Source organism: Arthrobacter sp. Soil_C_60 (assembly GCF_057656375.1).
This window is the reverse complement of sequence record NZ_JBDGKM010000009.1, coordinates 114,649-137,058: the sequence shown is the minus strand read 5'-3', so window position 1 is coordinate 137,058 and position 22,410 is coordinate 114,649. Positions and strand designations below refer to the sequence as shown.

Annotated in this window: 21 protein-coding genes and 2 riboswitches; of the genes, 15 read left to right on the top strand and 6 right to left on the bottom strand. The window is 64.4% G+C overall.

Features of this window, described 5'->3' with window-relative positions:
- Together AC3A4M_RS17420 and AC3A4M_RS17415 are read right to left on the bottom strand one after the other, a co-directional pair.
- Complete coding sequence (locus tag AC3A4M_RS17420) at positions 1–327, bottom strand: hypothetical protein (RefSeq protein WP_498737260.1); 327 nt, start codon at positions 325–327, stop codon at positions 1–3.
- 44 nt (positions 328–371) lie between these two features.
- Entirely contained in the window at positions 372–569 is a 198-nt protein-coding gene (locus tag AC3A4M_RS17415; RefSeq protein WP_139186788.1) for a hypothetical protein, read from the bottom strand.
- Between the two features lie 107 nt (positions 570–676).
- Between AC3A4M_RS17415 and AC3A4M_RS17410 the strand changes: the two genes are divergently transcribed.
- The 5 genes from AC3A4M_RS17410 (at position 677) to AC3A4M_RS17390 (ending at position 5,250) form a co-directional block, all read left to right on the top strand.
- Complete coding sequence (locus AC3A4M_RS17410; RefSeq protein WP_498732234.1) at positions 677–883, top strand: hypothetical protein; 207 nt, start codon at positions 677–679, stop codon at positions 881–883.
- A gap of 420 nt (positions 884–1,303) precedes the next feature.
- On the top strand, positions 1,304–2,488 hold the full coding sequence (locus tag AC3A4M_RS17405) for a TerC family protein (RefSeq protein WP_498737257.1): 1,185 nt from the start codon (positions 1,304–1,306) through the stop codon (positions 2,486–2,488).
- Between the two features lie 112 nt (positions 2,489–2,600).
- Positions 2,601–3,623 (top strand): LLM class flavin-dependent oxidoreductase, encoded by a 1,023-nt coding sequence (locus tag AC3A4M_RS17400; RefSeq protein WP_498737256.1) that lies wholly within the window; start codon positions 2,601–2,603, stop codon positions 3,621–3,623.
- A gap of 257 nt (positions 3,624–3,880) precedes the next feature.
- The gene (locus AC3A4M_RS17395; protein WP_498732230.1) at positions 3,881–4,120 is read left to right on the top strand and encodes a hypothetical protein; all 240 of its coding nucleotides are present in this window, start codon (positions 3,881–3,883) and stop codon (positions 4,118–4,120) included.
- Positions 4,120–5,250: a baeRF2 domain-containing protein gene (locus tag AC3A4M_RS17390; RefSeq protein WP_498737255.1), complete on the top strand. Its 1,131-nt coding sequence runs from the start codon at positions 4,120–4,122 to the stop codon at positions 5,248–5,250. Before AC3A4M_RS17395 ends, AC3A4M_RS17390 begins: the two co-directional genes overlap by 1 nt.
- Positions 5,251–5,352: 102 nt before the next feature.
- Here the strand turns inward: AC3A4M_RS17390 and AC3A4M_RS17385 are convergent, their stop codons facing one another.
- Positions 5,353–7,239, bottom strand: a complete 1,887-nt coding sequence (locus AC3A4M_RS17385; protein WP_498737254.1) for a glycogen debranching N-terminal domain-containing protein — start codon at positions 7,237–7,239, stop codon at positions 5,353–5,355.
- Between the two features lie 250 nt (positions 7,240–7,489).
- Here AC3A4M_RS17385 and AC3A4M_RS17380 point away from each other — a divergent pair, with 250 nt between their 5' ends.
- On the top strand, positions 7,490–8,554 hold the full coding sequence (locus AC3A4M_RS17380; RefSeq protein ID WP_498737252.1) for a LacI family DNA-binding transcriptional regulator: 1,065 nt from the start codon (positions 7,490–7,492) through the stop codon (positions 8,552–8,554).
- Here AC3A4M_RS17380 and AC3A4M_RS17375 read toward each other — a convergent pair.
- Positions 8,551–8,802 (bottom strand): hypothetical protein, encoded by a 252-nt coding sequence (locus AC3A4M_RS17375; RefSeq protein WP_498732223.1) that lies wholly within the window; start codon positions 8,800–8,802, stop codon positions 8,551–8,553. The genes AC3A4M_RS17380 and AC3A4M_RS17375 overlap by 4 nt on opposite strands.
- A gap of 168 nt (positions 8,803–8,970) precedes the next feature.
- Here AC3A4M_RS17375 and AC3A4M_RS17370 point away from each other — a divergent pair, with 168 nt between their 5' ends.
- A complete protein-coding gene (locus AC3A4M_RS17370; protein WP_498737250.1) occupies positions 8,971–9,657 on the top strand; it encodes a GntR family transcriptional regulator in 687 nt (228 codons plus the stop codon).
- 30 nt (positions 9,658–9,687) lie between these two features.
- On the opposite strand, the gene AC3A4M_RS17365 is transcribed toward AC3A4M_RS17370, so the two are convergent.
- Positions 9,688–11,676 (bottom strand): MFS transporter, encoded by a 1,989-nt coding sequence (locus tag AC3A4M_RS17365; protein WP_498737248.1) that lies wholly within the window; start codon positions 11,674–11,676, stop codon positions 9,688–9,690.
- 26 nt (positions 11,677–11,702) lie between these two features.
- The gene (locus AC3A4M_RS17360; protein WP_498737246.1) at positions 11,703–12,524 is read right to left on the bottom strand and encodes a transporter substrate-binding domain-containing protein; all 822 of its coding nucleotides are present in this window, start codon (positions 12,522–12,524) and stop codon (positions 11,703–11,705) included.
- Between the two features lie 138 nt (positions 12,525–12,662).
- Between AC3A4M_RS17360 and AC3A4M_RS17355 the strand changes: the two genes are divergently transcribed.
- The 8 genes from AC3A4M_RS17355 to AC3A4M_RS17320 all read left to right on the top strand — a co-directional run bounded on the left by AC3A4M_RS17355 (position 12,663) and on the right by AC3A4M_RS17320 (position 22,384).
- Entirely contained in the window at positions 12,663–13,727 is a 1,065-nt protein-coding gene (locus AC3A4M_RS17355; protein WP_498737244.1) for a M4 family metallopeptidase, read from the top strand.
- On the top strand, positions 13,724–14,065 hold the full coding sequence (locus tag AC3A4M_RS17350; protein ID WP_498737242.1) for a protealysin inhibitor emfourin: 342 nt from the start codon (positions 13,724–13,726) through the stop codon (positions 14,063–14,065). Before AC3A4M_RS17355 ends, AC3A4M_RS17350 begins: the two co-directional genes overlap by 4 nt.
- Before the next feature lie 97 nt (positions 14,066–14,162).
- Positions 14,163–15,425: an MFS transporter gene (locus AC3A4M_RS17345; protein WP_498737241.1), complete on the top strand. Its 1,263-nt coding sequence runs from the start codon at positions 14,163–14,165 to the stop codon at positions 15,423–15,425.
- Positions 15,426–15,475: 50 nt separating this feature from the next.
- Complete coding sequence (locus AC3A4M_RS17340) at positions 15,476–15,997, top strand: mycothiol transferase (protein WP_498737240.1); 522 nt, start codon at positions 15,476–15,478, stop codon at positions 15,995–15,997.
- A 91-nt stretch (positions 15,998–16,088) separates the two neighbouring features.
- Positions 16,089–16,188, top strand: a riboswitch (glycine riboswitch).
- A riboswitch (glycine riboswitch) is annotated at positions 16,189–16,295 on the top strand.
- A gap of 50 nt (positions 16,296–16,345) precedes the next feature.
- The gene (gcvP, locus tag AC3A4M_RS17335) at positions 16,346–19,213 is read left to right on the top strand and encodes an aminomethyl-transferring glycine dehydrogenase (protein ID WP_498737238.1); all 2,868 of its coding nucleotides are present in this window, start codon (positions 16,346–16,348) and stop codon (positions 19,211–19,213) included.
- Positions 19,214–19,229: 16 nt separating this feature from the next.
- Entirely contained in the window at positions 19,230–20,366 is a 1,137-nt protein-coding gene (gene gcvT / locus AC3A4M_RS17330; protein ID WP_498737237.1) for a glycine cleavage system aminomethyltransferase GcvT, read from the top strand.
- A gap of 140 nt (positions 20,367–20,506) precedes the next feature.
- On the top strand, positions 20,507–20,887 hold the full coding sequence (gcvH, locus tag AC3A4M_RS17325) for a glycine cleavage system protein GcvH (protein ID WP_498737235.1): 381 nt from the start codon (positions 20,507–20,509) through the stop codon (positions 20,885–20,887).
- An 81-nt stretch (positions 20,888–20,968) separates the two neighbouring features.
- Positions 20,969–22,384, top strand: coding sequence for an L-serine ammonia-lyase (locus AC3A4M_RS17320; RefSeq protein ID WP_498732206.1), 1,416 nt, complete (start codon positions 20,969–20,971; stop codon positions 22,382–22,384).
- Positions 22,385–22,410: the final 26 nt, after the last annotated feature.

Below are 22,410 nucleotides of genomic sequence, written 5' to 3'. Positions count from 1 at the left end.
CTACCGTGCCTGCTCCTGCCAGCCGCTGCCCTGCGCATAGCTGGCGATCAGGGTGCCGGCACCGGTCTGCATGGATTCGGTCGGATCGTCATAGAGGGATGCCTGGCTGGCCTTGCTGTTGCTGAGGATTTCTTCCGCTGCGGTCTTGGCTTCGTCCAGGCTGGCGCCGAAAACCTCGGTGCGGACGGGCAACCGGTCGGTGTGGACAACCTCCGCGTCAACCTCGGTCAGCGGGACGGTGTACCCGCGGTGCTCTTCGCTGACCGGGAACTCATAGTCCCCATCGCCCTGGCCTGTTGGGATCACGTATTCCAGAAAGTAAGACATTGATGCCTTTCCTCGTCGGTAACGGTCGGTTGGCTAACGGCCGGTTAGCGCTGGTCGGCTTCCAAGGCATCCTGTGCCGCGGCCAGTTCGTCGTAGGCAATAACCCACTCGCGGCCCTTCGGCGTGAGCGTGGCACTGCCGTCCGCCTCGCTTGCCAGAATTTCTTGCCGGTACTCCGCAGCCGCCGCCCGTTCGGTGTCGGTGGCAAGCCGCACGGCTTGTTCCAAGTCGGCTCTGTCCATGCCCCTAGGGTTTCACAGGCGGCACATCGTGCATAGGGGATGCCGCATAGTCGCCCGCGAGACGCGGACCTGCTGACAGCAACCTTCGGCACTGCTACCTTGGGACAATGGCTGAGGGATCCAGAGGCCGCAAACCCGGAACCGACCCGCTGATTATGGGGCTGATCTTCGGGATTTTGCTTGGTGTTGTGCTGTCGACGATAGCCGGCCAGTGGTGGTGGATCGTCGTCGGAGTTGCCGTCGGTGCTGCCATCGGCGCCGGCAGACTCAGCGCGGACAAGAAGAAGCGCGGCCGCAATAGCGACGGCACCTGACTCCGCCGTAGAGTCGCGTAGTCACCTGTAGCCGCGCAAAACCGGGCCAGCACTTGGTCAAGCAACCCCATTACCTGGTGCTAAAGCGCCCCCAAGCACTTTTCGCCGATCCAACTACTTTCCCTGTGGATCGATAGGGCGGGCCGCGCGCCTATTGCCGTGACACACTGGCCCTGATCTGCGCAATGACCGGGCGGTGCAGAGGGCATCCAATAAAGAATCCACCCACCGGCGCCGGCCACAGATTCGTCTCTTGTTGAAACCGACGTTAGAATGAAAAATGCGTAAGGGAGTATTCCAAGCGTTGCACACGTCAACACGTCAGGCACCGATGCCTTGCCGGGTGCAGCGGCCAGCCGGACGGCGGGCGGAGAGACTTACTCGGCTCACTGCTACCCACCTTACGAAAGCAGGAATACCTTGACTGTTACTCCCCTGATCTGGGGCATCACCATAGTGGTCATCCTGGCCCTGCTGGCCTTCGACTACTTCTTCCACATCCGCAAAGCGCACGTTCCGCAGCTGAAGGAAGCGGCCATCTGGTCCGCCATCTACGTGGGCATCGCCATCATCTTCGGCATTCTTGTCCTGATCTACGGCGGCACCGCGATGGGCTCGGAATATTTCGCCGGGTACATCACGGAGAAGGCGCTCTCGGTGGACAACCTGTTTGTCTTCCTGATCATCATCGCCAGCTTCCGGGTCCCGCGCGAGGACCAGCAGAAGGTGCTGCTGTTCGGCATCGTGTTCTCGCTGATCGCCCGCACCGGCTTCATCTTCCTCGGCGCCGCGCTGATCAACTCCTTCGCCTGGGTGTTCTACGCCTTCGGCCTGATCCTGCTGATCACCGCGGGCAACCTGATCAAGCCGGACCACGGCGGCGGCCAAGCCGACAACTTCATGATCCGGCTGGCCCGCAAGTTCTTCCACACGTCCGAGGAATACGACGGCGACAAGCTGTTCACCGTGGAGAACGGCAAGAAGGTCCTGACCCCCATGCTGCTGGTCATGGTGGCCATCGGCGGAACGGACATCCTGTTCGCGCTGGACTCGATTCCGGCCATCTTCGGCCTGACGCAGAACGTCTACATTGTCTTCACCGCCACGGCGTTCTCGCTGATGGGCCTGCGCCAGCTGTACTTCCTGATCGACGGCCTGCTGGACCGGTTGATCTACCTGTCCTACGGCCTGGCCGCGATCCTCGCCTTCATCGGGGTCAAGCTGATCCTGCACGCCCTGCACGAAAACAACCTGCCGTTCGTCAACGGCGGCCAGCCGGTTCCGGTCGTCGAGATCTCCACTAGCCTGTCACTTACCGTTATCATCGGTGTGCTGGTCGTGACCATCGTGGCGTCGCTGCTGAGCAAGGCCGGCAAGGCCCAGACAGCCATCAACAACGCCCGCCGGCATGCGGTCAACTACCTGGATCTCAGCTACACCGCGGACCCGGCGGAGCGCGAGCGCATCTACAACGCGCTGCGCGAGGAAGAGCGGCAGATCGAACACATGGAGCCGAAGTACCGGAACAAGGCCAAGGACGTGGACCGGATCCGTGCCCAGGTGGCCGAGGCCCACAAGCAGCACAAGGAGTACCTTGCCCGGTAAGCCTGGTAAACCCGCTCAGTCCGGTAACTGCAGAACGTAAGCGCGGTAATCCGCTGTAACAGCAGCGGCGGGCAGCACCCGGCCGATTGGTTCCGCCGGTAAGATCGGCCGGGTGACTGACGCCTTTGCCCTCCGTTCCGCTGTCCCTCTCTCCGTGCTGGACCTGGCCCCGGTCTCCCAAGGCCAGAGCGTGGCGGAGGCCATCGAGGCCAGCGCCCGGCTGGCCGAGGTTGCCGACGCCGCCGGCTACCGGCGCTACTGGTTTGCCGAACACCACAACAATGAAGGCGTAGTCAGCAACGCAACCGCCCTGCTGATCAGCCTCGCCGCGTCCCGCACGTCCCGCATCCGCGTCGGTTCCGGCGGCGTTATGCTGCCTAACCACGCGCCGCTCGTGGTCGCCGAGCAGTTCGGCACCCTCGCGAGGATGTATCCGGACCGGATCGACCTCGGACTGGGCAGGGCGCCGGGGACCGATCCGCGCACCGCCGCCATGCTCCGCCGCGGCGACTCTTCCGGCCAGGCCTTCGCCGGCGAAATCGTAGAGCTGCAGGCCTTCTTCGGCTCGCAGGAAGGCCTGGCCGTGCGCGCCCTCACCGCCCGGGACGCCCAGGTGCCCATGTGCGTGCTGGGCTCCTCAACCTCCGGGGCGGCCGTCGCCGGTCAGCTGGGCCTGCCCTTTGCCGCGGCTTCGCACTTCGCGCCGGAATCGCTGCATGAGGCCATCGCCGTCTACAAGCAGTACTTCGATCCCGACGCCGGAACCGCCCAGCTCGACCAGCCGTACGTGATCGCCGGAGTGAACGTGCTGGTGGCGGAGTCCGCCGAGGAAGCCGCGTTCCAGTTCTCCTCGCATCAGCAGGTGGTCCGGGACATCATCACCAGCGGACGCCGTCCGGTCCAGCCGCCGCGGGCGGACGCCATGGCGGACTGGGATCCGCGTGAAGCAGCAATGGTGCAGGCGCGGCTTTCCGCGGGGGCGGTCGGAACCGCGGAAACGGTCAGCGCCGAGCTCCGCGAACTCATCGAGGACACCGGCGTCAATGAGCTGATGGTCGTCACCTACGCCTACGACCGGCAGGTACGCGAAAACTCCTACCGGCTGCTGGCCGAGGCCTGGGGCAGCGGCGCCTAACACCGCAGGCCAACCAACGACGGCGCAACTTGCCGCCGTCGTTGTCCTGCCGCAGAGCAGCCGCTGGCGGCCCCGACGTGTCCCTCTACAGGAGCACATTTCCGCCCGGATCTTGGCATGCCGCGGACGTTTTCTGCCGATTCTGCCTACGGTCCTACGGTTGTGGGACGGGCCCTTCCACGGGGTTGGAGCCGGTGCTACGGTGAGGATTACCGATCGATACAGCGCGCGGTACGCCGCGTGGGAAGGAGATCACCATGGTAGAGCGGGGCAGTAACAAACACGGTTCCGAGCTGGACGACCAGATGAAACATGAAGACCAGAGTCTGATCCAGGGCAGCAAACCAGGACACGCAGAAGAATTCCGCGAGACAGAACCCTTCCCGGACGAGACGGACAGTCCCGAAGTGCTCGATGCCATACGGAACGATTCAGCCATCAGGAATGCCCAGCAGGGCAAAGCTGACAGGGCAGAAAAGGATGGTGGAGACCGCTAATGGCCGAGCAGCTCAATACCTACGCGGAACTGTTCAAAAAGAGCGGACCGTGGACCACCGTTTACGTTGACGCCAGTACCGGCACCGTGGACACCTTGAGGGCAGGGGACGTCCTGCCGGACCGGGTCCGCGAAGTGCTCTCGGGCCAAGGCATTTCCAAGCAGGACCTGAAGGCCGTCGAGGAGGCGATTTCCCCGGCAACGGGCGTGCCCTCCCCGGTCAGCCGCTTTGTGCTGGTCCGCGACGGCAACATTGAAGTCAATGAGATCCTGCCCGGGCCGCTGGCCGGACCGGAGAAGATTTCCGTGGACAGCGTGCCGGATTTGGTCCCGCTGATGAAGCAGCGCGGGGATGACTTTCCCTACATAGTGGCCGAAGTGGGACGTGACGGCGGCGAGATCCGGCTGCAGTATGCGCGCCGCAACGGGGTGGCCGAGGAACATGCCGTTGAAGGTTCGAAGGAAAACCTGAAGAAAGTCCCGACCGGCGGTTGGGAGCAAGGCAGGCGCCAGCACCGGACGGAAGAGATCTGGCGCAAGAACGCGGACGAGATCGCCGGTGCCATTGACCGCGTTGTCAGTACCTGCCGGCCCCGGCTGCTTGTCGTCGCCGGCGACATCCGGGCACGCGAACTCGTAGTCAACCAGCTCTCCGAAGCGAGCCGGTCCATCGAAGCAACGGTGGAGTCGCATACCCGCACCGGCGGCGCAGACCAGAAAGTTTTCCAGGAGGAAGTCTCCCGGCTGGTGGCAGAGGTCTGGGCACAGCAGCAGCAGGAAATTCTGAGCCGGTTGGAAATGCAGCAGGGCCAGGACAACCCGGAGTCCACAACCGGCTACGGCAATGTGGTGACGGCACTGCAACAGGCCCAGGTGGAACGGCTGATCCTTGAGGACGCCGCGCTCGGAGACCATGAAGCGTTGGCCCTGGACAAGGAACCGTGGATCGCCACGGAGAAGGCCAACGCGCTGGACGGCCAGGTGCTCGGAACCATTTCGGCGCCGGCAGCCATGGTGCGGGCCGCAGCCCTGACGGACGCGAAGGTTTCCCTCGTGCCGTCCGGTGTGTTGTCGGAAGGAACCAAGGTGGCCGCGCTGCTGCGCTGGCCTACCGGTCCCAGCGCATCCTGAATAACCTATCCATAAACTGAGGTGCCGGCGGCAAAGTCCGCCGGCACCTCAGCGTGGACTGCGCGGCAGGGCAACGAAACGTTGCACGCGCCCGTCAGCCGGCTAGCCAAGGACGTTGAAGCCGCGCAGGGCCTGTGCGATCGGCACCGCTGATGCCGCGGCCCAGGCCTGCGGACGGCACGCCGCCGGGTACGGCACGGGCGGCCACCTCCGGTCGGCCGGATCGCCGGAAAACAGTTCCGGCAGGCGCCAGTCAAAACCTTCGGCCGCGTCCAGCATGCCGCCGGCGAGTCTTGCCGCCTCGTCTTCGAAACCGTCTTTGAGCATGCCCAGCAGAGTCCAGGCGCTGTCGTGGGTCCATACGGAGCCGGCGTGGTACCGGGTGGGCCAGTAGCCGCCATTGGTGGTGGACAGGGTCCGGATGCCGTAGCCGGAGAACATCGAAGGATCCATTAACCGGGTCACGACGGCGGCCTTTTCCTCCGCGTTCAGCAGGCCGGTACCGAGCAAGTGACCCATGTTGGAAGCGATGGAGTCCACTGGTTTCTTGTCAGCGTCGAGGGCGATCGCGGGATAGGGGCCGGCGTCGTCGGTGCACCAGAACTTCTCCCGGAAACGATCCGCGAGATCGGAGGCAAAGGCCCGCCATTCGCCCGAGCCCGGCCGGCCGAAGTGGTCCAGCATCTCGGCCCCAACGGTAGCGGCTTCATGCGCATAACCCTGCACCTCAGCCAGCGCGACCGGCCCTGCCGCCGGTGTGCCGTCATGCCAGCGGATCGAGCCAGCGGTATCTTTCCAGCCCTGGTCCGCCAGCTCGCTGCCGGGAGCACCGGCGTACTCAAGGAAACCATCGCCGTCGGAATCGCCATAGTGCTGCATCCAGCCGAGGGCGTCCTCGAGGTGCGGCAGCAGTGCCTTGACCTCGGCCTCCGGCATCCCCGAATGCCAGGCATCATGGAGCAGGATGATCCACAGCGGCGTGGCGTCGATGTTGCCGTACTGGACCGGGGGCACCGCGATAACCGTCCCACCGGGACCCATGACGAAGGTGCTGCGGCGGACTTCGCGCAGGATCTTGCCCGGTTCCTCACCCGTTTCCGGCACCACATCAGTACCCTGCCGTCCCGCCAAAGCCCGCAGCGTTCCCGCGGCGGTTGTGGCATCGATGGGCAACAGCATGCGGGCGGCCATCAGGGCGTCCCGGCCGAACATGGTCAGGTGCCACGGCGCGCCCGCGGCAAGGAACGCGTGTGCCGGACGCTCCCGGTCCGCGATCCGCAGACTGTTGAGGTCGCTGATCGAGCGCGTCATCAGCCGCATGAGTCGCGGGTCGCCTGCAACGGACGGAGTCCGCAGCGGCTGACCGCCGGCGGCAATCATCGGCGCGCCTTTGTCGGACACGGCCAGCGACCAGCCAAGCTCGAGGGCATCTCCCGGCTGGAGTGTGATACGCCATCTGAGCACAACCTGGCTACCCATGAAGGCCAGCTCGGCCCCCTCCGCGGTCAGCTCCGCGCTGGTGTCCTGGCCCCGCCAGCGCCAGCGGCGGTCTTCCGGCGCCACGGATCCTGCGGCCAAGGCCAGGCCTGCTTTGATCTGGTCCATCGGCAGGGCATCGGCGACCAGTTCCATCTTCACGTCCAGCGTCACCGGTTCGTCCAGTACGGACTTGAACGTCAGGGTCTCGGCCAGCTGTCCGGTATCAACCGAGCGGCCTCGGATGATGGACACCAGGGGGTCGGCGACGTTGGCGGGAACCCGGATGAAATGGATGAAGTCCACATGTTCGGTGGAGTTCACCTGGGTGGAGACCCATTCGGGCTCGTGGCCATTGACAGTGAGGACGGCCCGCGCCAGAACCCTGTCGTCCCCGCAGTAGGCACCCTGGGCACCCTCGCCGCGGATCTGGCCGTGGTGGTCGCTCCAGACCTGGATAGGCGCGGTGAAAACGCCGGTGAGATCGTGCAGGTAGGGCTGCTGGAAAGCCATGGCTGCTCCTTGGGTTTAGCGTGTATTTGCCGGCCTCGTGCCGGTGGTGCTGAGGTGGAGGGAGGGCTCCTTCAGGGAACTGCCGTTCAGTCCCCGTCGGTCATTGACACCTCATTTGAACGTTCATACTGTGGTGTTTACATCTTGGCAGATACCCCGTCCGATGCAACACCCCGTCTTCGGTGGTTACGTAGCGGCCAGCACGGACACCGGCGTTAGCCAGCGCGGAAGTCCGCAGAAAAGGGACCCGATGACACAGAAGAAACCCACTCTGGTCAGTCTTGCCGAGTCCATCGGGGTCTCCCGCCAGACAGTGTCCAACGTGCTCAACGCACCGCAGCGGGTGAAGCCGGCCACCCGTGAACGGGTCCTCAAGGCCGTCCGGGAGAGCGGATACCGTCCCAGTGCGGCTGCCCGCCAGCTGCGCACGCGCCGGTCGATGGATCTGGGCCTGCGGCTGACGCCTGTTACCGACGGCATCAACGGCGCGGTGCAAGACCGCTTTCTCCACGCGCTGACGGAAGCCGCCCAGGACACGGGCTACCGACTGACCCTGTACAGCGCGCGCGATGACGAGGAAGAAATCCGCCACATCGACGAGCTGCTGCACGTGGCGGACCTGGATGGCTTTGTGCTGACTGGCACCCATGCCGGGGATCCGCGGACAGCCTGGCTGCAGGAGCATGACGTTCCCTTCGCCGCCTTCGGCCGGCCTTGGAGCCGCACGGAGGATCCGTTTGCGTCGGCCCATCCTTGGGTGGATATTGACGGCGCTGCCGGCACCGAGAGTGCCACCGGGTTCCTGCTCGAGCAGGGCCACCGGCGGATCGGCTTCCTGGGCTGGCGGCCGGACGAAGGCCTGGGGGACGACCGGCGGGCCGGCTGGCACCGCGCCATGGAAGCAGTCGGCATCGGCGGAAGCCTTCACGAGCTGAGCGCGGCAACGGACGACGACGTAGCGGCCGGAGCCTCGGCGGTTGACGGCTTGCTGGCGAAGGGAGTCACGGCGCTGGTCTGTGCCAGCGATTCGCTGGCTTTGGGTGCCTTCGCCCAGCTGCGGGCGGTGTTGCCGCCGGAGCAGGAACCCGCCGTCGTCGGTTTTGATGACACTCCGGTTGCTGCGGCCGTGGGCCTGAGCAGTGTGGCCCCGCCTGTTGCCGATGCGGCCCGGCGCATCATCGCGGTACTGTCCCATGTGCTGGCAGGCCGGCCGGCGGACGAGGGGCCGCAGCAGCACCAGGTGCTCAAGCCCGCCCTGGTGGTGCGGACGCCCCATGCGCTTGGCAGGATTGGACGGCGGCCGCCGGACAGCTAGCCGTTGTAGCGGCGGCCGTCGTCCTCCGGCTCGCCTTCGGGCTGCCAGGTAAGCGTGATTTCGACGCCACCGCGGACGGCGCCTATTACTAAATGCAGGTCTTCGCCATACAGGTCCTCGTGGTCCACCCGCCCGCCGTCTTCGCGGCGTTGTTCCACCAGATCCGTCATGGCCGCAGCCATCGCGCGGCCCCAGTCCTGGGGGTGTCGGCTATTGGCTTCGGCCGACGCCGAGTATTTTTTGTTCATGCTGGTCCCGTCCGGAGCATCAGGGGCAAAAGTCCATCCAACCCCGCCCCGGGCCGAACACCCATCTGAAATGAAGTTTGACCCTGCCCCACGACGCTGTGATGCAGGTCTCATAAGGTTAGGATGAAGAATGCATTGATGCCAACAAATGTGCCATATTACCCATATGTGACGTTTTCACTGGCAGCCGGCGATGACGAGGAGGCCATCATGGGTAGTGACGTTCCCGCGACGCGACGGGCGGCAATCTCCCGGCAACTGCGAGACGAAATCCTGGCCGGCGAGCTTCCGCCGGGAGCCCCGGTTAAGGATGCCGAGCTGGCCGAGCGGCTGGGAGTGAGTATTACGCCGGTCCGGGAAGCGGTGACGGAGCTGATCACAGAGGGCCTGATCGAAAGCCTGCCGAACAAACGGCGCCGGGTGGCCGTGCTCAACGAGCTCCATGCGGTCCAGCTGCTGGATGTTCTCGGGGTTGTCCTGGTTGCGGTCTTCGAACGCTCGGCTGCGCGGCTGGGCGAGGATGATGTCGAGGCCATGGCGGCAGCCGCCGAGCACCTGGAAGGCGCGCTCCAAACCGGCGACATGCTGGCCGCCCACACCACGCTGAGGGGATTGATCGAAATAATCCTTGATGCCGCCGACCACGATGAGCTGCGCGCCGTGAATGAGCATGTGCTGGCCCGTTCCCTGGGCCGGCTGTTCCTCTACCAGCGGGAGGAACTTTATTACATCTGGACGGACGGGTGGAAGGAGGCAGTTGCGCTGCTGCGCCGGCAGGAACCTGACGCGGCCGTCCAGCGGTTGCGGCAGGTCTTCTGGATTTTGACAGAGGAGCTGCGGACCGGGGACATGTAGGCCGGCAAGCTAGGGCGAAACAACTTCCGGCTAGAGCGTGGTTTCCCTAGCCTTGCCGACCAGATCGAAATTCACCACGGAGGACTCGGCCGTCATCACCAGCTTCCGGGACTGGGTGTACTGCGTGTCGGGTTCGACAACGGTGACCACGTATCTTCCCGTGGGCGGAAGCCGCAGTTCGTAGCGGCCGGCGTCGTTGGTTTTGGTGGAGGCGATGTACTCGCCCGTGTGTGCGCTGAGCGCGACCAGTGCGCCGGGCAGCGCGGCCCCGCCCCGAAGCACCCAGCCCGTGATGGTCAGCCGCTGCGTCAGCCGGATCTGCTCATCCCGTTCGGTACCGGTGAACCTGACCACCTTGGAAGTGGGAACCCAGCCGTCCGCATTGGCAACAACCAGATACTCGCCGGGCCCTGGCAGCGCAAGGGAGAACCCGCCGTCGTTCGCTGCCCTGCTCCAGTCCACGGGCTCGCCGGAGGTCTTCATGACCGTGACGACGGCGTGCGGAATGGGCTGGTCGTCGGTGTGCAGCACGCGCCCGTGCACCACGGTTTCCGCGCTGTTGCCGGCCTGGGTGACGGCGAGGGCGGCGGTCTCGACCGGAACGCCTTCGGCCGCAGGCACCGCCTCGTACCTGGGCACGAACCACACCACGGCACAGGCCACGAGCGAGGCCACGGCCGCAATCCAGAACACGTCCTGGAAAGCCTCCATGGCAGGCAGCTCGCCCCCGTTGACGCTGACCGTAACCGACGCCAGGACGGCTGCGACGGCGGCGCTCGAGGTCGAGGTGCCAATGGCACGCAGCAGCGCGTTGAGGCCATTGGCGGAGGCCGTCTCGGTGATCGGCACATTGGCCATGATCAGGCTCGGCATCGCGGCATAGGCCACCGCGGAGCCGACGCTGACAACGGTGGAGCCAATAATGATCGCGGCCACCGAGTCGCTGACGAAGACACGGCCCACGTACCCCACGGCCATGATCGCCGAACCGGCAATCAGCGTGGTTTTGCCACCGAAGCGGTTGATCATGGCGCCGGATACGGGGGAGAAGGCGACCATGGCCAGTCCGGACGGAACCATCGCCAGGCCTGCCGTGACGGGGTCGAGCCCGAACCCGTGCGGCACCGAAGCGGGCAGCTGCAGTTGCTGGGTGCTCAGCAGCATGTTCGCGAACAGGGCAAAGCCCACCAGGACGGAGGCAATGTTGGTCAACAACACCGGCCGCCGGGACGAAGTGCGCAGGTCGACCAACGGCTGGCTGACCTTCAGCGAATACGGAATCCAGGCCGCCAGGATCACAATCGTCAGGATGAACAGCGCTATGGTCAGTTCGTCGCCCCAGCCCCAGGTGCCACCCTTGGAGATGGCCAGCAGAAGCGAGGTCAGCGCGATGGAGAGCATGATGGCGCCGAGGAAATCGAACCGGCCGCGGGTCCGCACCTCGGATTCCGAGACCACCAGGTAGACCGCGGCGAGAATGGCCACACCAACGACGGCGGAAAGCCAGAACACTGATTCCCAACCGGCCTGCTGGTAAAGGGTTCCGCCCAAGGGCAGGCCGAGGGCACCGCCGATGCCCAGCGTGGCGCTCATGAGCGCAATCGCGCTGCCAACCTTTTCCCGCGGGAGCTCGTCGCGCATGATGCTGATGCCTACCGGGATCAACGCAGAGGAGAATCCCTGCAGGGCACGGCCGACAACTATGGTGGCGAAGTCCCCGCCGAGCGCGGCCACCACGGATCCGGCTGTCATCAGGATGATGCAGACCAGCATCATCAGCCGCTTGCCGAACATATCCGCTAGCCTGGCGACGATGGGTGTCGCGACGGCAGAGGTCAGCAAAGTGGCGGTGACCAGCCAGGACACATCGTCGATGGAGACGTTGAGCAGTTGCGCGAACTCCGGCAGCAGCGGGATGACCATTGTCTGCTGGAGCGAGACCGTTGTTCCGGACAGGCACAGGACGGCGATGATCGCCCAAGTTGGCATTCTTTTGCGCGCGGCGGCAGACTCAGGCATTTCCTTAGCGTATCCGGCGGGTAGCTCTAGCCGAACCAGGGGGCCTTGGCTGCATCGTAGGTGCCGTCGTTCTTGGCCATGTTCAGCCACTGGTCCACGTATTCGCGAAATTCGACGTCACCCTGCGGAAGTAGGTAGGCCTTCTGCGAGAAGTTGAATGGATCCTCAGGATGGACGGCGCAGAGCTCCGGATGCTCGTTCGCCACCCACATTGTTTCCGATGCGTCCGTTGTCATGACGTCCGCGCGGCCAGCGATGATTTCGTCAAAAATGGTGTTGTTGTCTTCGTAGCGGATGATCTCGCCATCGGGGTAATGTTCGTCGGCGAACTTCTCGTTGGTCCCGCCGATTGGTGTGATCGAACGGACACCAGGCTGGTTGATCTCCTCCACAGTGTCGTACTTCTCAACGTTTTCGCACAGCGTGATCGGCGTCTTCCCTTCGTCCAGAGTCGGCTCAGTGTAGAACGCCTGGGCAGCCCGTTCCAAGGAGATGGAAATGCCGCCAACGCCGATATCGCATTTGCCCAGAAAGTCCGGCATCAAGGTTGCCCAGGTGGTCGGGACGAACTCAACTTCCACTTCCAGTCGCTGGGCCAAGTCCTCAACCATATCGATGTCGATCCCGGTGTATTCCCCCGTCCCTGGATCCAGATACGTGAACGGTCGATAGTCCCCTGTGGTGCACACTTTGAGCACGCCGCTGTCTGCAACGGTCTCCAAACGTGATGGTTCGTCCGACTGCGAGGCCGAAGCGGAACTGCCATCGCCGGACGGGCCCGCGGTCGTGCAACCGGTCAAGGCCACCAGGGCCAGGAAAGAAGTTGCGGCAATTTTGCTCGATTTCATCGGTTCCCTCGCGCTTAATCGTTTCGGCTAAATACTGCCAGCGTAGCGGGGGTCATGGAGCACGAATACCCGTATGCCGTGGCTGCCACAGGTTGTCACACCCGGACCATAGGCTTGGGTGAACGCAAGGAGGTCCACATGTTCTGTTCTATTGTTCCGCCATACCTGCTCCGACGGCTCGCCCGGTTGGATGACCGGTCCCTGCTGCCTGTAGCGGAAGCTGCCCAGCGTGCCCTGGCCCGGGATGCAGCCATGCGCCGGAACCGTAACGTCAAACGTGCGCAGATGCCGGCCCTGCCCACCCTCCTGCCGTCGCAACGCATCCGGGCCACAGGGCTGAATCCCACCCGGCAGATCAATGACGCCCAGAACATGGAACGGCTGCCCGGTATCCGCGTGCGCAGCGAGGGAGTCGGCCCGGTTGAAGACGTCGCGGTCAACGAAGCCTACGACGGGCTGGGGTCCACCTTCGAGCTTTTCGCTGACGCCTACCAACGCAATGCACTCGATGGCCGGGGCGGAATCCTGCGCGCCACCGTCCACTATGGCGAGGACTATGACAACGCGTTCTGGAACGGCACGCGGATGGTTTTCGGCGACGGCGACGGGCGGGTCTTCCAGCGCTTCACCAAATCGCTGTCCGTCATCGGGCATGAGCTGACCCACGGCATCACGCAACACACCACCAACCTGGTCTACCAGGGCCAGCCCGGCGCACTGAACGAGTCGATTTCGGACGTCTTCGCTGCCTTGGTGGAGCAGTACAAGCTCGGGCACAGTGCGGACCACGCTAGCTGGCTGATCGGCGAAGGCCTGTTCACCGACCAAGTCAGCGGCGACGGCCTGCGCTCGCTGAAGGCGCCGGGCACTGCTTACGACGACGACGTGCTCGGCAAGGATCCGCAGCCTGCCACCATGGCGGACTACATCGACACCACGGACGACAACGGGGGAGTGCACCTGAACTCAGGCATTCCCAACCATGCCTTCTACCGGCTGGCCTCGATCCTGGGCGGGAACGCCTGGGAACGAGCCGGCCTGATTTGGTACGACACGATCACCGGTACGGAAGTCGTGGCGGATACGGACTTTGCAGGTTTCGCGGCAGCTACTGAAAGTGCGGCGGAAAGCCGCTACGGTAAGGACTCAGAGGAACTCAAGGCCGTAACGGCGGCCTGGACTGAGGTGGGCGTCTTGGGATGAGGATCAGCGTCAAGCGCACCGGCGGATTCGCGGGTCTAACGAGGCGCTGGGCAGTTGAAGTGGGTCAGCCCGAACTGCGTGACGAGTGGCTGCCCATTATTGAATCCTGCCCTTGGGACGATGTCCCGCAGACGCAGAACCAGCCGGACCGCTATATGTACTGGATCAGCGCCGGCGAACGTGAGGCCTCCCTCCCGGAGCAAGACGTAACCGGCCCCTGGCGGCAACTGGTGGATCGCACCTTGGAAAGTGCCCGGCAGGAAGAGGGCCGTCGCGCGGAACGCCGGCCCCAGGGCCCGGAAGGTTTTTACCGGGACGAGAATTCCGGAGAGCCTTAATCGACTTCAGGTGGGGACGGCGGCAGCCGCCGCGACAGCTATGGTGAAGAAGCCGGCACATCCGCCGGCCACAGCCTGCCTGCAAACGGAAATCAGAGTGCCTAGAACAAACCAACCCCAGATCACGGATCAGCCTGTAGCGAAGGACACCGCGTCCGTTCCTGGACTTCTCCCCCGCCTGATCGTCCTCGCCGGCATCCTGATCATGGCTCTGAGCCTACGTCTCGCGGTCTCGGGTGTTTCACCCGTGCTGGCGGAGATCTCCAACGATCTGCCGTTTGGTCCTGCATCCATCGGCGTTCTCGGCATGCTCCCGACCGCTGCCTTCGCCGTGGCAGGATTCACGACGCCGGCACTGATCAGAAAACTGGGCATACCCGCGGTCCTGCTCGGTTCGCTGGTGCTGGCCGCGTCAGGCCAGATCGGACGGGCGCTGGCCTCCGACGTGCCGCTGTTCCTGGGCTTCTCCGCCGTGACCATGGTGGGTTACGGGCTGGGCAACATCGTCATGCCACCGCTGGTCAAGCGGTACTTCCCGGACCGTATCGGCCTGGTGACTTCCCTGTACGTGACCCTGCTGGCGGTGAGTACCGCTTTCAGCCCGCTGATGGCGGTGCCGCTAGCCAACACGTCCGGCTGGCGCTGGTCGATCGGCATCTGGGCCGGTGTGAGTATGGCGGCGTTGGTGCCATGGATAGCCACCTTACTGGGGGAGCGGGCAACGCGGCGGGCCGAAGCCGTTCAAAACCGGTCGGCAGCAAAGCCCCACGCGAAGGTCCGTGTCTGGTCCTCTCCTGTCGCGTGGGGGCTGGCCATGGTGTTTGCCGGAACGTCCACCAACACCTTCTCGATGTTCACCTGGCTGCCTCCGCTGCTGCTCGACGCGGGAATGGACGCGGCCCAGGGCGGCACCATGCTTTCCTATTACGCCATCCTTGGCCTGCCGACCAGCCTGCTGGTTCCCTACTTGGCGGCCAGAATGCGCAATCCCTTCCCACTAGCAGCCCTGTTCGTGCTCTGCTACGCCGGCGGCTATGCGGGCCTGCTGCTGTCACCCTCATCGGGCACGATCCTCTGGATCACGTTGGCCGGACTGGGACAGGGAACATTCGCCATGGCCTTGCTGCTGGTCAACCTGCGGACCCGGACTACCGCCGGTTCGGGTGCGCTTTCCGGTTTCGCGCAAGGCATCGGCTATTCGGTCGCCTGCCTTGGGCCGCTGACTTTCGGGCTGCTGAAAGACATCACTGGTACATGGGCAACATCGTTCGGCCTGCTCGCCGTATCGCTCGTCGTCCTCGTCGTCGGTGCTTTCATTGTCAGCAAACCGCGCTATCTGGAGGACCATCCGGGGGCGTAAGGCATAGGCTGGGTTCGTTGCCGCCAATCCCGGATCTACGAGGAGCGAAGATGAAGTTCAACGATCTGCTGGCAGACGCTTTCGGCCGGATCCAGGAACGGGTCCACGAAGTGCTTGATGGACTGGACCCGAACCAGCTGGCCGAACGGCCCGGAGGAAACGGCAACTCGATCGCCTGGCTGATCTGGCATTTGACCCGGGTCCAGGACGATCACATTGCCGATGTCGCGGGTGTGGAGCAGCGCTGGACCTCAGGCGGTTGGTCAGAACTGTTCGATCTTCCGCTGGACACACATGAAACCGGCTACGGCCACACCTCCGACCAGGTCAGCGCCGTCACGGTTGAATCCGGAAGCCTGCTGGCCGAGTATTTCGACGCCGTGCATCGCCAAAGCCTCGAGTTCATCGGCTCGCTGACCGAAGACGAGCTGGACCGGATTGTGGATACACGCTGGGACCCGCACGTTACCCTCGGAGTCCGCCTTGTCAGCGTCATTGATGACTGTTTGGAACACGCCGGGCAGGCCGCCTACGTTAAAGGACTGGTCCAGCACCGCGAAGCGCGCGGCTAATGCCGGCCGCCTTGTTTGTGTTCGCCCTCACCGGCTACCATTCAAGAAGATAGAACGCACTTCAAAAGTGTCATAACTGCATATTTGCCTTCGAATTGCGGCGGGAGAGTCCTGCTGGATGAATGTCAGCGGGCGCCGTAGGAGCAATACCTCCCCAGGAATCTCTCAGGCCCCTGTACCGCCGCAGACAGGCAACTCTGGAAAGTAGTCGACCATGACGGCGCGGCTCACCGACGGTGCAAGCGGAACTTGGAAAGGTTTCCGCGGAATCTCTCAGGTCCAATACAGAGCGGGGAGGAACCCGATCCATCTGGTACAACCGTGCCAGCCAATAACTGGAGTTCCTTCATGACGGTTCAACCCACCATTGCGACATTTGCCGAGCGCCACATCGGCCCGCGCAACAGCGACGCCGAGACCATGCTCAAGCAGCTTGGCTACACCAGCCTCGAAGACCTGGTCGACACGGCCGTTCCGGCGGACATCCGCCAGAGCGCGCCGCTTGAGTTGCCGGCTGCCCGCAGCGAAGCCGAGGTCCTCGCAGATCTGCGCGCCCTCGCCGCCAAGAACATCACTGCCGTGCAGATGATCGGGCAGGGCTACTACGACACCATCACGCCGCCGGTGATCCGCCGCAATGTGGTGGAATCCCCGGCCTGGTACACGGCCTACACGCCCTACCAGCCGGAAATCTCCCAGGGCCGGCTCGAGGCGCTGCTGAACTTCCAGACCATGGTTTCCGACCTGACCGGTTTGGAAATCGCCAACGCCTCCCTGCTGGACGAAGCTACCGCCGTGGCTGAAGCCGTGCTGCTGATGCGCCGTGCCAACAAGAAGCATGCCGACGGCAAGACCGTACTGGACGCAGACCTGCTGCCGCAGACCATCGCCATCGTCAAGGGCCGCGCCGAAGCGCTGGACTTCGAGATCGAGGTGGCCGACCTCTCCGTTGGTCTTCCCGAGGGCGAGATCTCCGGCATTGTGCTGCAGCAGCCGGGCGTGTCCGGCCATGTGGCCGACCACAGCAAGGTGATCGCGGATGCGAAGGAACGCGGAGCCATGGTCACCGTGGCCGCGGATCTGCTGGCTCTGACCCTGATCACGCCTCCCGGCGAGCAGGGCGCGGATATCGCCGTCGGAAATACCCAGCGTTTCGGTGTTCCGCTGTTCTTCGGCGGACCGCACGCCGCCTACATGGCTGTGCACAAGGGCGTGGAGCGCCAGCTGCCCGGCCGCCTCGTCGGAGTCTCCAAGGACAACGCCGGCATGCCTGCCTACCGCCTGGCACTGCAGACGCGCGAACAGCACATCCGCCGCGAGAAGGCCACGTCCAACATCTGCACCGCGCAGGCACTGCTGGCCATCGTCGCCGGCATGTATGGGGTTTACCACGGACCGGAAGGCCTGAAGGCCATTGCGCAGCACGCCAACAACCAGGCGCGTGCCCTCGCCTCCGTCCTCAAGGGCGCCGGACTGGAACTGGCCAGCGAGCACTTCTTCGACACGCTGACGGTCAAGGTCCCGGGCAAGGCTGCCGACGTCATCAAGGCCGCCGAGGCCAAGGGCATTAACCTGCGCGTCATCGATGCCGATCACGTGGGCATCTCCACCGGCGAATCGACGACGGCGGAGCACCTGTCTGCTGTGGCCGAGGCATTCGGCGTGGACGGTGCAGCCGAGGACATCGCGGCGGGCCTGTCGGCTACACCGGAAGGCTTCGGCCTGGAGCAGGGCATGCAGCGCACCTCTTCCTACATGCAGCACCCCGTCTTCCACAGCCACCGCTCCGAAACCCAGATGCTGCGCTACCTGCGCCGGCTCTCGGACCGCGACCTGGCCCTGGACCGGACCATGATCCCGCTGGGCTCCTGCACCATGAAGCTCAACGCCACGGCCGAGATGGAATCCATGACCTGGCCGGAGTTCGCCTCCATCCATCCCTTCGCTCCGGCGCACCAGACGAAGGGCTGGCGCGAACTGATCGAGGATCTGGAAGCGCGACTGTCGGCCATCACCGGTTACGCGGGCGTCTCCATCCAGCCGAACGCCGGATCCCAGGGTGAGTACGCCGGCCTGCTGGCCATCCGCCGCTACCACCTGTCCCGCGGCGATGAGCAGCGCAACGTCTGCCTGATTCCTGCATCGGCCCACGGCACCAACGCCGCCTCGGCCGTGCTCGCAGGCATGAAGGTTGTCGTTGTGGCTACCGCCCAGGACGGCACCATCGACCACGCCGATCTGAACGCCAAGATCGAGCAGCACAAGGACAGCCTGTCCGCCATCATGATCACCTACCCGTCCACGCACGGGGTGTACGACGCCGATGTCCGCCAGGTCTGCGACGCTGTCCATGCGGCTGGCGGCCAGGTCTACATCGACGGCGCCAACCTCAACGCCCTCGTCGGACTGGCACAGCCGGGCAAGTTCGGTGGCGACGTGTCACACCTGAACCTGCACAAGACCTTCTGCATCCCGCACGGCGGCGGCGGCCCCGGCGTCGGTCCGGTCGCAGTAGCCGAGCACCTGGTGCCGTTCCTGCCCGGCAATGCCGCGCTGGCCGCGCACGAAGGCAAGGGCGTTCCGGTCTCGGCTTCCGAGTACGGTTCCGCCGGCGTGCTGCCGATCTCCTGGGCCTACGTGGCCATGATGGGCGGCGAAGGGCTGACCAACGCGACCAAGACCGCGCTGCTGGCAGGCAACTACATCGCCTCCCGGCTGAACGAGTACTTCCCGGTGCTGTACACGGGCAACGACGGTCTGGTGGCGCACGAGTGCATCCTGGATCTGCGCGAACTGACCGCCAAGTCCGGCGTTACTGCCGAGGATGTTGCCAAGCGTCTGATCGACTTCGGTTTCCACGCCCCCACGCTGTCCTTCCCGGTGGCAGGTACGTTGATGGTGGAGCCGACCGAGTCCGAAGACCTCGCCGAGATCGAGCGCTTCATTGAAGCGATGATCACCATCCGCGGCGAGATCGACCAGGTCGTCAAGGGCGACTTCAGCGTCGAGGAGAGCCCGCTGCGGCTGGCTCCCCACACTGCAGCTGCTGCCATCAGCAGTGACTGGGACCGCAAGTACTCCCGAGAACAGGGCGTCTTCCCGGTGCCGAGCCTGAAGCAGGACAAGTACTTCGCGCCGGTGGGACGCATCGACGGCGCCGCCGGCGACCGTAACCTGGTCTGCTCCTGCCCGCCCATCGAAGAGTTCGCTAACTAGAGGAAGGTTCCAGACCATGAGCGCTGAAACCGCTACGAAGCAGTACACCGCCCTGTATGAAGAGCACCAGAAGCTGGGCGCCTCCTTCACGGACTTCGGCGGCTGGCAGATGCCGCTGAAATACCAGAGCGAACTGGCCGAGCACCACGCCGTGCGCAAGGCTGCCGGCCTGTTCGACCTCTCCCACATGGGCGAGGTCTGGGTTACCGGCCCCGACGCCGGGAGGTTCCTCGACTATGCGCTGGTGAGCCGGCTCTCCGCGGTCGCCGTTGGTAAGGCCAAGTATTCTCTGATCTGCAACGAAGACGGCGGCATCATCGATGACCTGATCAGCTACCGCCGCGCGGAGGACAAGTTCCTGGTGGTGCCGAACGCGGGCAACGCCAAGGCCGTAGCCGAGGCCCTGGCCGACCGTGCGCAGGACTTCGACGTGACGGTGGAGGACGCCACCGCGTCCATCTCGCTGGTGGCTGTCCAGGGGCCAAACTCCGTGGACATCCTGAAGCAGCTGGTGGCCGCGGCCGACCACGCCACCGTGACCGAGATGAAGTACTACGTTGCGGACGAGGTCCACTTCACTGTGAGCGGTGCTCCGCTCAAGCTGCTGCTGGCCCGCACCGGCTACACCGGCGAAGACGGGTTCGAGATCTACGTCCCGAACGAAAACGCCGCTTCGCTGTGGTCCGCCCTGCTGTCGGCAGGCAAGGACTTCGATCTGGTGCCCGCCGGCCTCGCCGCCCGCGATTCGCTGCGGTTGGAAGCCGGTATGCCGCTCTACGGCAACGAACTGTCCCTGGAAGTCAGCCCGTACGACGCCGGACTTGGCCCCATCGTCGCTCTGAAGAAGGAAGGCGAATTCGTCGGCCGTGCCGCGCTCGAAGCCCAGAAGGAACGCGGCTCCAAGCGCAAGCTGGTCGGTCTGAAGGGCCTTGGCCGCCGTGCCGCCCGCTCGCACTACCCGGTCTCCAAGGACGGCCAGGCTGTTGGCGAAGTGACCTCGGGCCAGCCGAGCCCCACACTCGGTTACCCTGTTGCGCTGGCTTATGTCGATATCGAGCACATCGAACCCGGCAGCCGGCTCGACGTTGACCTGCGCGGCAAGCCCGAGCCGTTCGAGGTCGTCGCACTGCCCTTCTACAAGCGCGACAAGTAAGCAAACCTGCCACGAAGCTGCCGGCAATAATCCATTCCTAAGACACTGCCGCTACTAATTCATATCGGCCGTGCGCTGACGGATTATTGCCGGCGGCCGCTGTTCTTCCTGATTTTCCCCTCTTTCGAAAGGTTCTATCCATGAGCACAGTTCTTTCCAACCTGCGTTACTCCGAAGAGCACGAGTGGGTGGACGCTTCCAACCCGGTCAAGGTCGGCCTCTCGCAGGTCGCCACCGACGCGCTCGGCGACGTGGTCTACATTGACCTGCCCGAGGTCGGCTCCACGATCACCGCCGGCGAAACCTGCGGCGAGGTGGAGTCCACCAAGTCCGTCTCCGACATCTACGCACCGGTTTCCGGCGAGATCACCGAGGTCAACCAGGTAGCCATCGACGATCCGGCCCTGCTGAACTCGGATCCGTATGGCAAGGGCTGGCTGTTCACCGTCAACGTTTCGGAAGAGGGCCCCCTGCTCTCGGCCGAGGATTACAGTTCCAAGAACGGCGGCGAGCTGTCCTAACAGCCGCTGGTACCGCCGTCGTTATTCATCGTCTCTAACCGGAAGCGGCAACAAGCCGCCGAAGGGCATTAAGGAGCCATCATGGCTGTAGGCGTATTCGACCTCTTTACCGTGGGCATCGGCCCCTCCAGTTCGCACACCGTCGGTCCGATGCGGGCGGCTGCCGTTTTTGCCGAGGAGCTGGTTTCAACTGGCTTGCTGGACCGCGTGGCCGGACTGCGGGTTGACCTGTACGGATCGCTCGCGGCTACCGGCCGCGGCCACGGCACCTTCACGGCAGTGATGCTGGGGCTGGAGGGTTTCCAGCCAGAACAGATCCTGCCGGATGAAGTCGAATCCCGTCTCGCAGACATGGCTTCAACCGGCGAGTTGCAGTTGTGCTCGCAGGTTGAGGGCTCGGCCGGTGTGGTCCTGGACTACAAGGTCGAGGACATGGTGCAGCATCCGCTCACCGTGCTGCCCCGGCACACCAACGGGATGAAATTCCAGGTGACCGACGACGCCGGTGCGGTCCTTCACGAGGCAACGTTCTTTTCCGTGGGCGGCGGCTTCATTGTCCGCGACGGCGAGGAAGATGAGGCCGCGCGGGAGCTGGATGCCTCCAAGCAGGAGCTGCCGTACCCCTTCCGGACCGCGGCGGAACTGCTGGAACACTGCCGTAACACCGGCCTGGGCATCAGCGACATCATGATGCTCAACGAGAAGGCCTCGCGCTCCGAGGCGGACATCCGCGCAGGCCTGATCCACATCTGGCAGGTGATGGAGGAATGCAAGGACTCCGCCATCAAGCGCGAAGGTGTCTTGCCCGGGGGACTGAACGTCCGCCGTCGTGCGCCTGACTGGCATGACCGGCTGCGCAAGGAAGACAAGGACCGGGACCACAAGTACTGGCAGGAATGGGTGAACCTCGTGGCGCTGGCCGTGAACGAGGAGAACGCTTCCGGCGGGCGGGTTGTCACGGCACCGACCAACGGCGCCGCGGGCATCATTCCCGCAGTCATGTTCTATGCCACGCACTACGCGCCAGGCATGGAGAAGGCGACGCAGGCTGACAAGGAAGATGTCATCGTGAAGTTCCTGCTGGCGGCCGCGGCCGTCGGCGTGCTTTACAAGGAGCAGGCGTCCATCTCCGGCGCCGAGGTGGGCTGCCAGGGCGAAGTGGGTTCCGCTTCCTCCATGGCCGCCGCAGGCCTGGCCGAGGTCATGGGCGGCAGCCCCGCGCAGGTGGAAAACGCGGCCGAGATTGCCATGGAGCACAACCTGGGGTTGACCTGCGATCCGATCGGCGGCCTGGTGCAGGTACCGTGCATCGAGCGCAACGCGATTGGGGCCGCCAAGGCCGTGAACGCGGCCAAGATGGCGCTGTGGGGCGATGGCACGCACCGTGTCTCGCTGGACGAGGTCATCATCACCATGCGCGAAACGGGCAAGGATATGAGCTCCAAGTACAAGGAAACCGCGATGGGCGGCCTGGCCGTCAACGTGGTGGAGTGCTAAGCGACCACAGGTAGCGCTTTAGATGG

Excerpts from the sequence above, each read along its gene's own strand:
- AC3A4M_RS17420 (WP_498737260.1), bottom strand. The coding sequence starts at position 327 with ATGTCTTACTTTCTGGAATACGTGATCCCAACAGGCCAGGGCGATGGG.
- AC3A4M_RS17415 (WP_139186788.1), bottom strand. The coding sequence starts at position 569 with ATGGACAGAGCCGACTTGGAACAAGCCGTGCGGCTTGCCACCGACACC.
- AC3A4M_RS17410 (WP_498732234.1), top strand. The coding sequence starts at position 677 with ATGGCTGAGGGATCCAGAGGCCGCAAACCCGGAACCGACCCGCTGATT.
- AC3A4M_RS17395 (WP_498732230.1), top strand. The coding sequence starts at position 3,881 with ATGGTAGAGCGGGGCAGTAACAAACACGGTTCCGAGCTGGACGACCAG.
- AC3A4M_RS17390 (WP_498737255.1), top strand. The coding sequence starts at position 4,120 with ATGGCCGAGCAGCTCAATACCTACGCGGAACTGTTCAAAAAGAGCGGA.
- AC3A4M_RS17385 (WP_498737254.1), bottom strand. The coding sequence starts at position 7,239 with ATGGCTTTCCAGCAGCCCTACCTGCACGATCTCACCGGCGTTTTCACC.
- AC3A4M_RS17380 (WP_498737252.1), top strand. The coding sequence starts at position 7,490 with ATGACACAGAAGAAACCCACTCTGGTCAGTCTTGCCGAGTCCATCGGG.
- AC3A4M_RS17375 (WP_498732223.1), bottom strand. The coding sequence starts at position 8,802 with ATGAACAAAAAATACTCGGCGTCGGCCGAAGCCAATAGCCGACACCCC.
- AC3A4M_RS17365 (WP_498737248.1), bottom strand. The coding sequence starts at position 11,676 with ATGCCTGAGTCTGCCGCCGCGCGCAAAAGAATGCCAACTTGGGCGATC.
- AC3A4M_RS17360 (WP_498737246.1), bottom strand. The coding sequence starts at position 12,524 with ATGAAATCGAGCAAAATTGCCGCAACTTCTTTCCTGGCCCTGGTGGCC.
- AC3A4M_RS17355 (WP_498737244.1), top strand. The coding sequence starts at position 12,663 with ATGTTCTGTTCTATTGTTCCGCCATACCTGCTCCGACGGCTCGCCCGG.
- AC3A4M_RS17350 (WP_498737242.1), top strand. The coding sequence starts at position 13,724 with ATGAGGATCAGCGTCAAGCGCACCGGCGGATTCGCGGGTCTAACGAGG.
- AC3A4M_RS17340 (WP_498737240.1), top strand. The coding sequence starts at position 15,476 with ATGAAGTTCAACGATCTGCTGGCAGACGCTTTCGGCCGGATCCAGGAA.
- gcvP (WP_498737238.1), top strand. The coding sequence starts at position 16,346 with ATGACGGTTCAACCCACCATTGCGACATTTGCCGAGCGCCACATCGGC.
- gcvT (WP_498737237.1), top strand. The coding sequence starts at position 19,230 with ATGAGCGCTGAAACCGCTACGAAGCAGTACACCGCCCTGTATGAAGAG.
- gcvH (WP_498737235.1), top strand. The coding sequence starts at position 20,507 with ATGAGCACAGTTCTTTCCAACCTGCGTTACTCCGAAGAGCACGAGTGG.
- AC3A4M_RS17320 (WP_498732206.1), top strand. The coding sequence starts at position 20,969 with ATGGCTGTAGGCGTATTCGACCTCTTTACCGTGGGCATCGGCCCCTCC.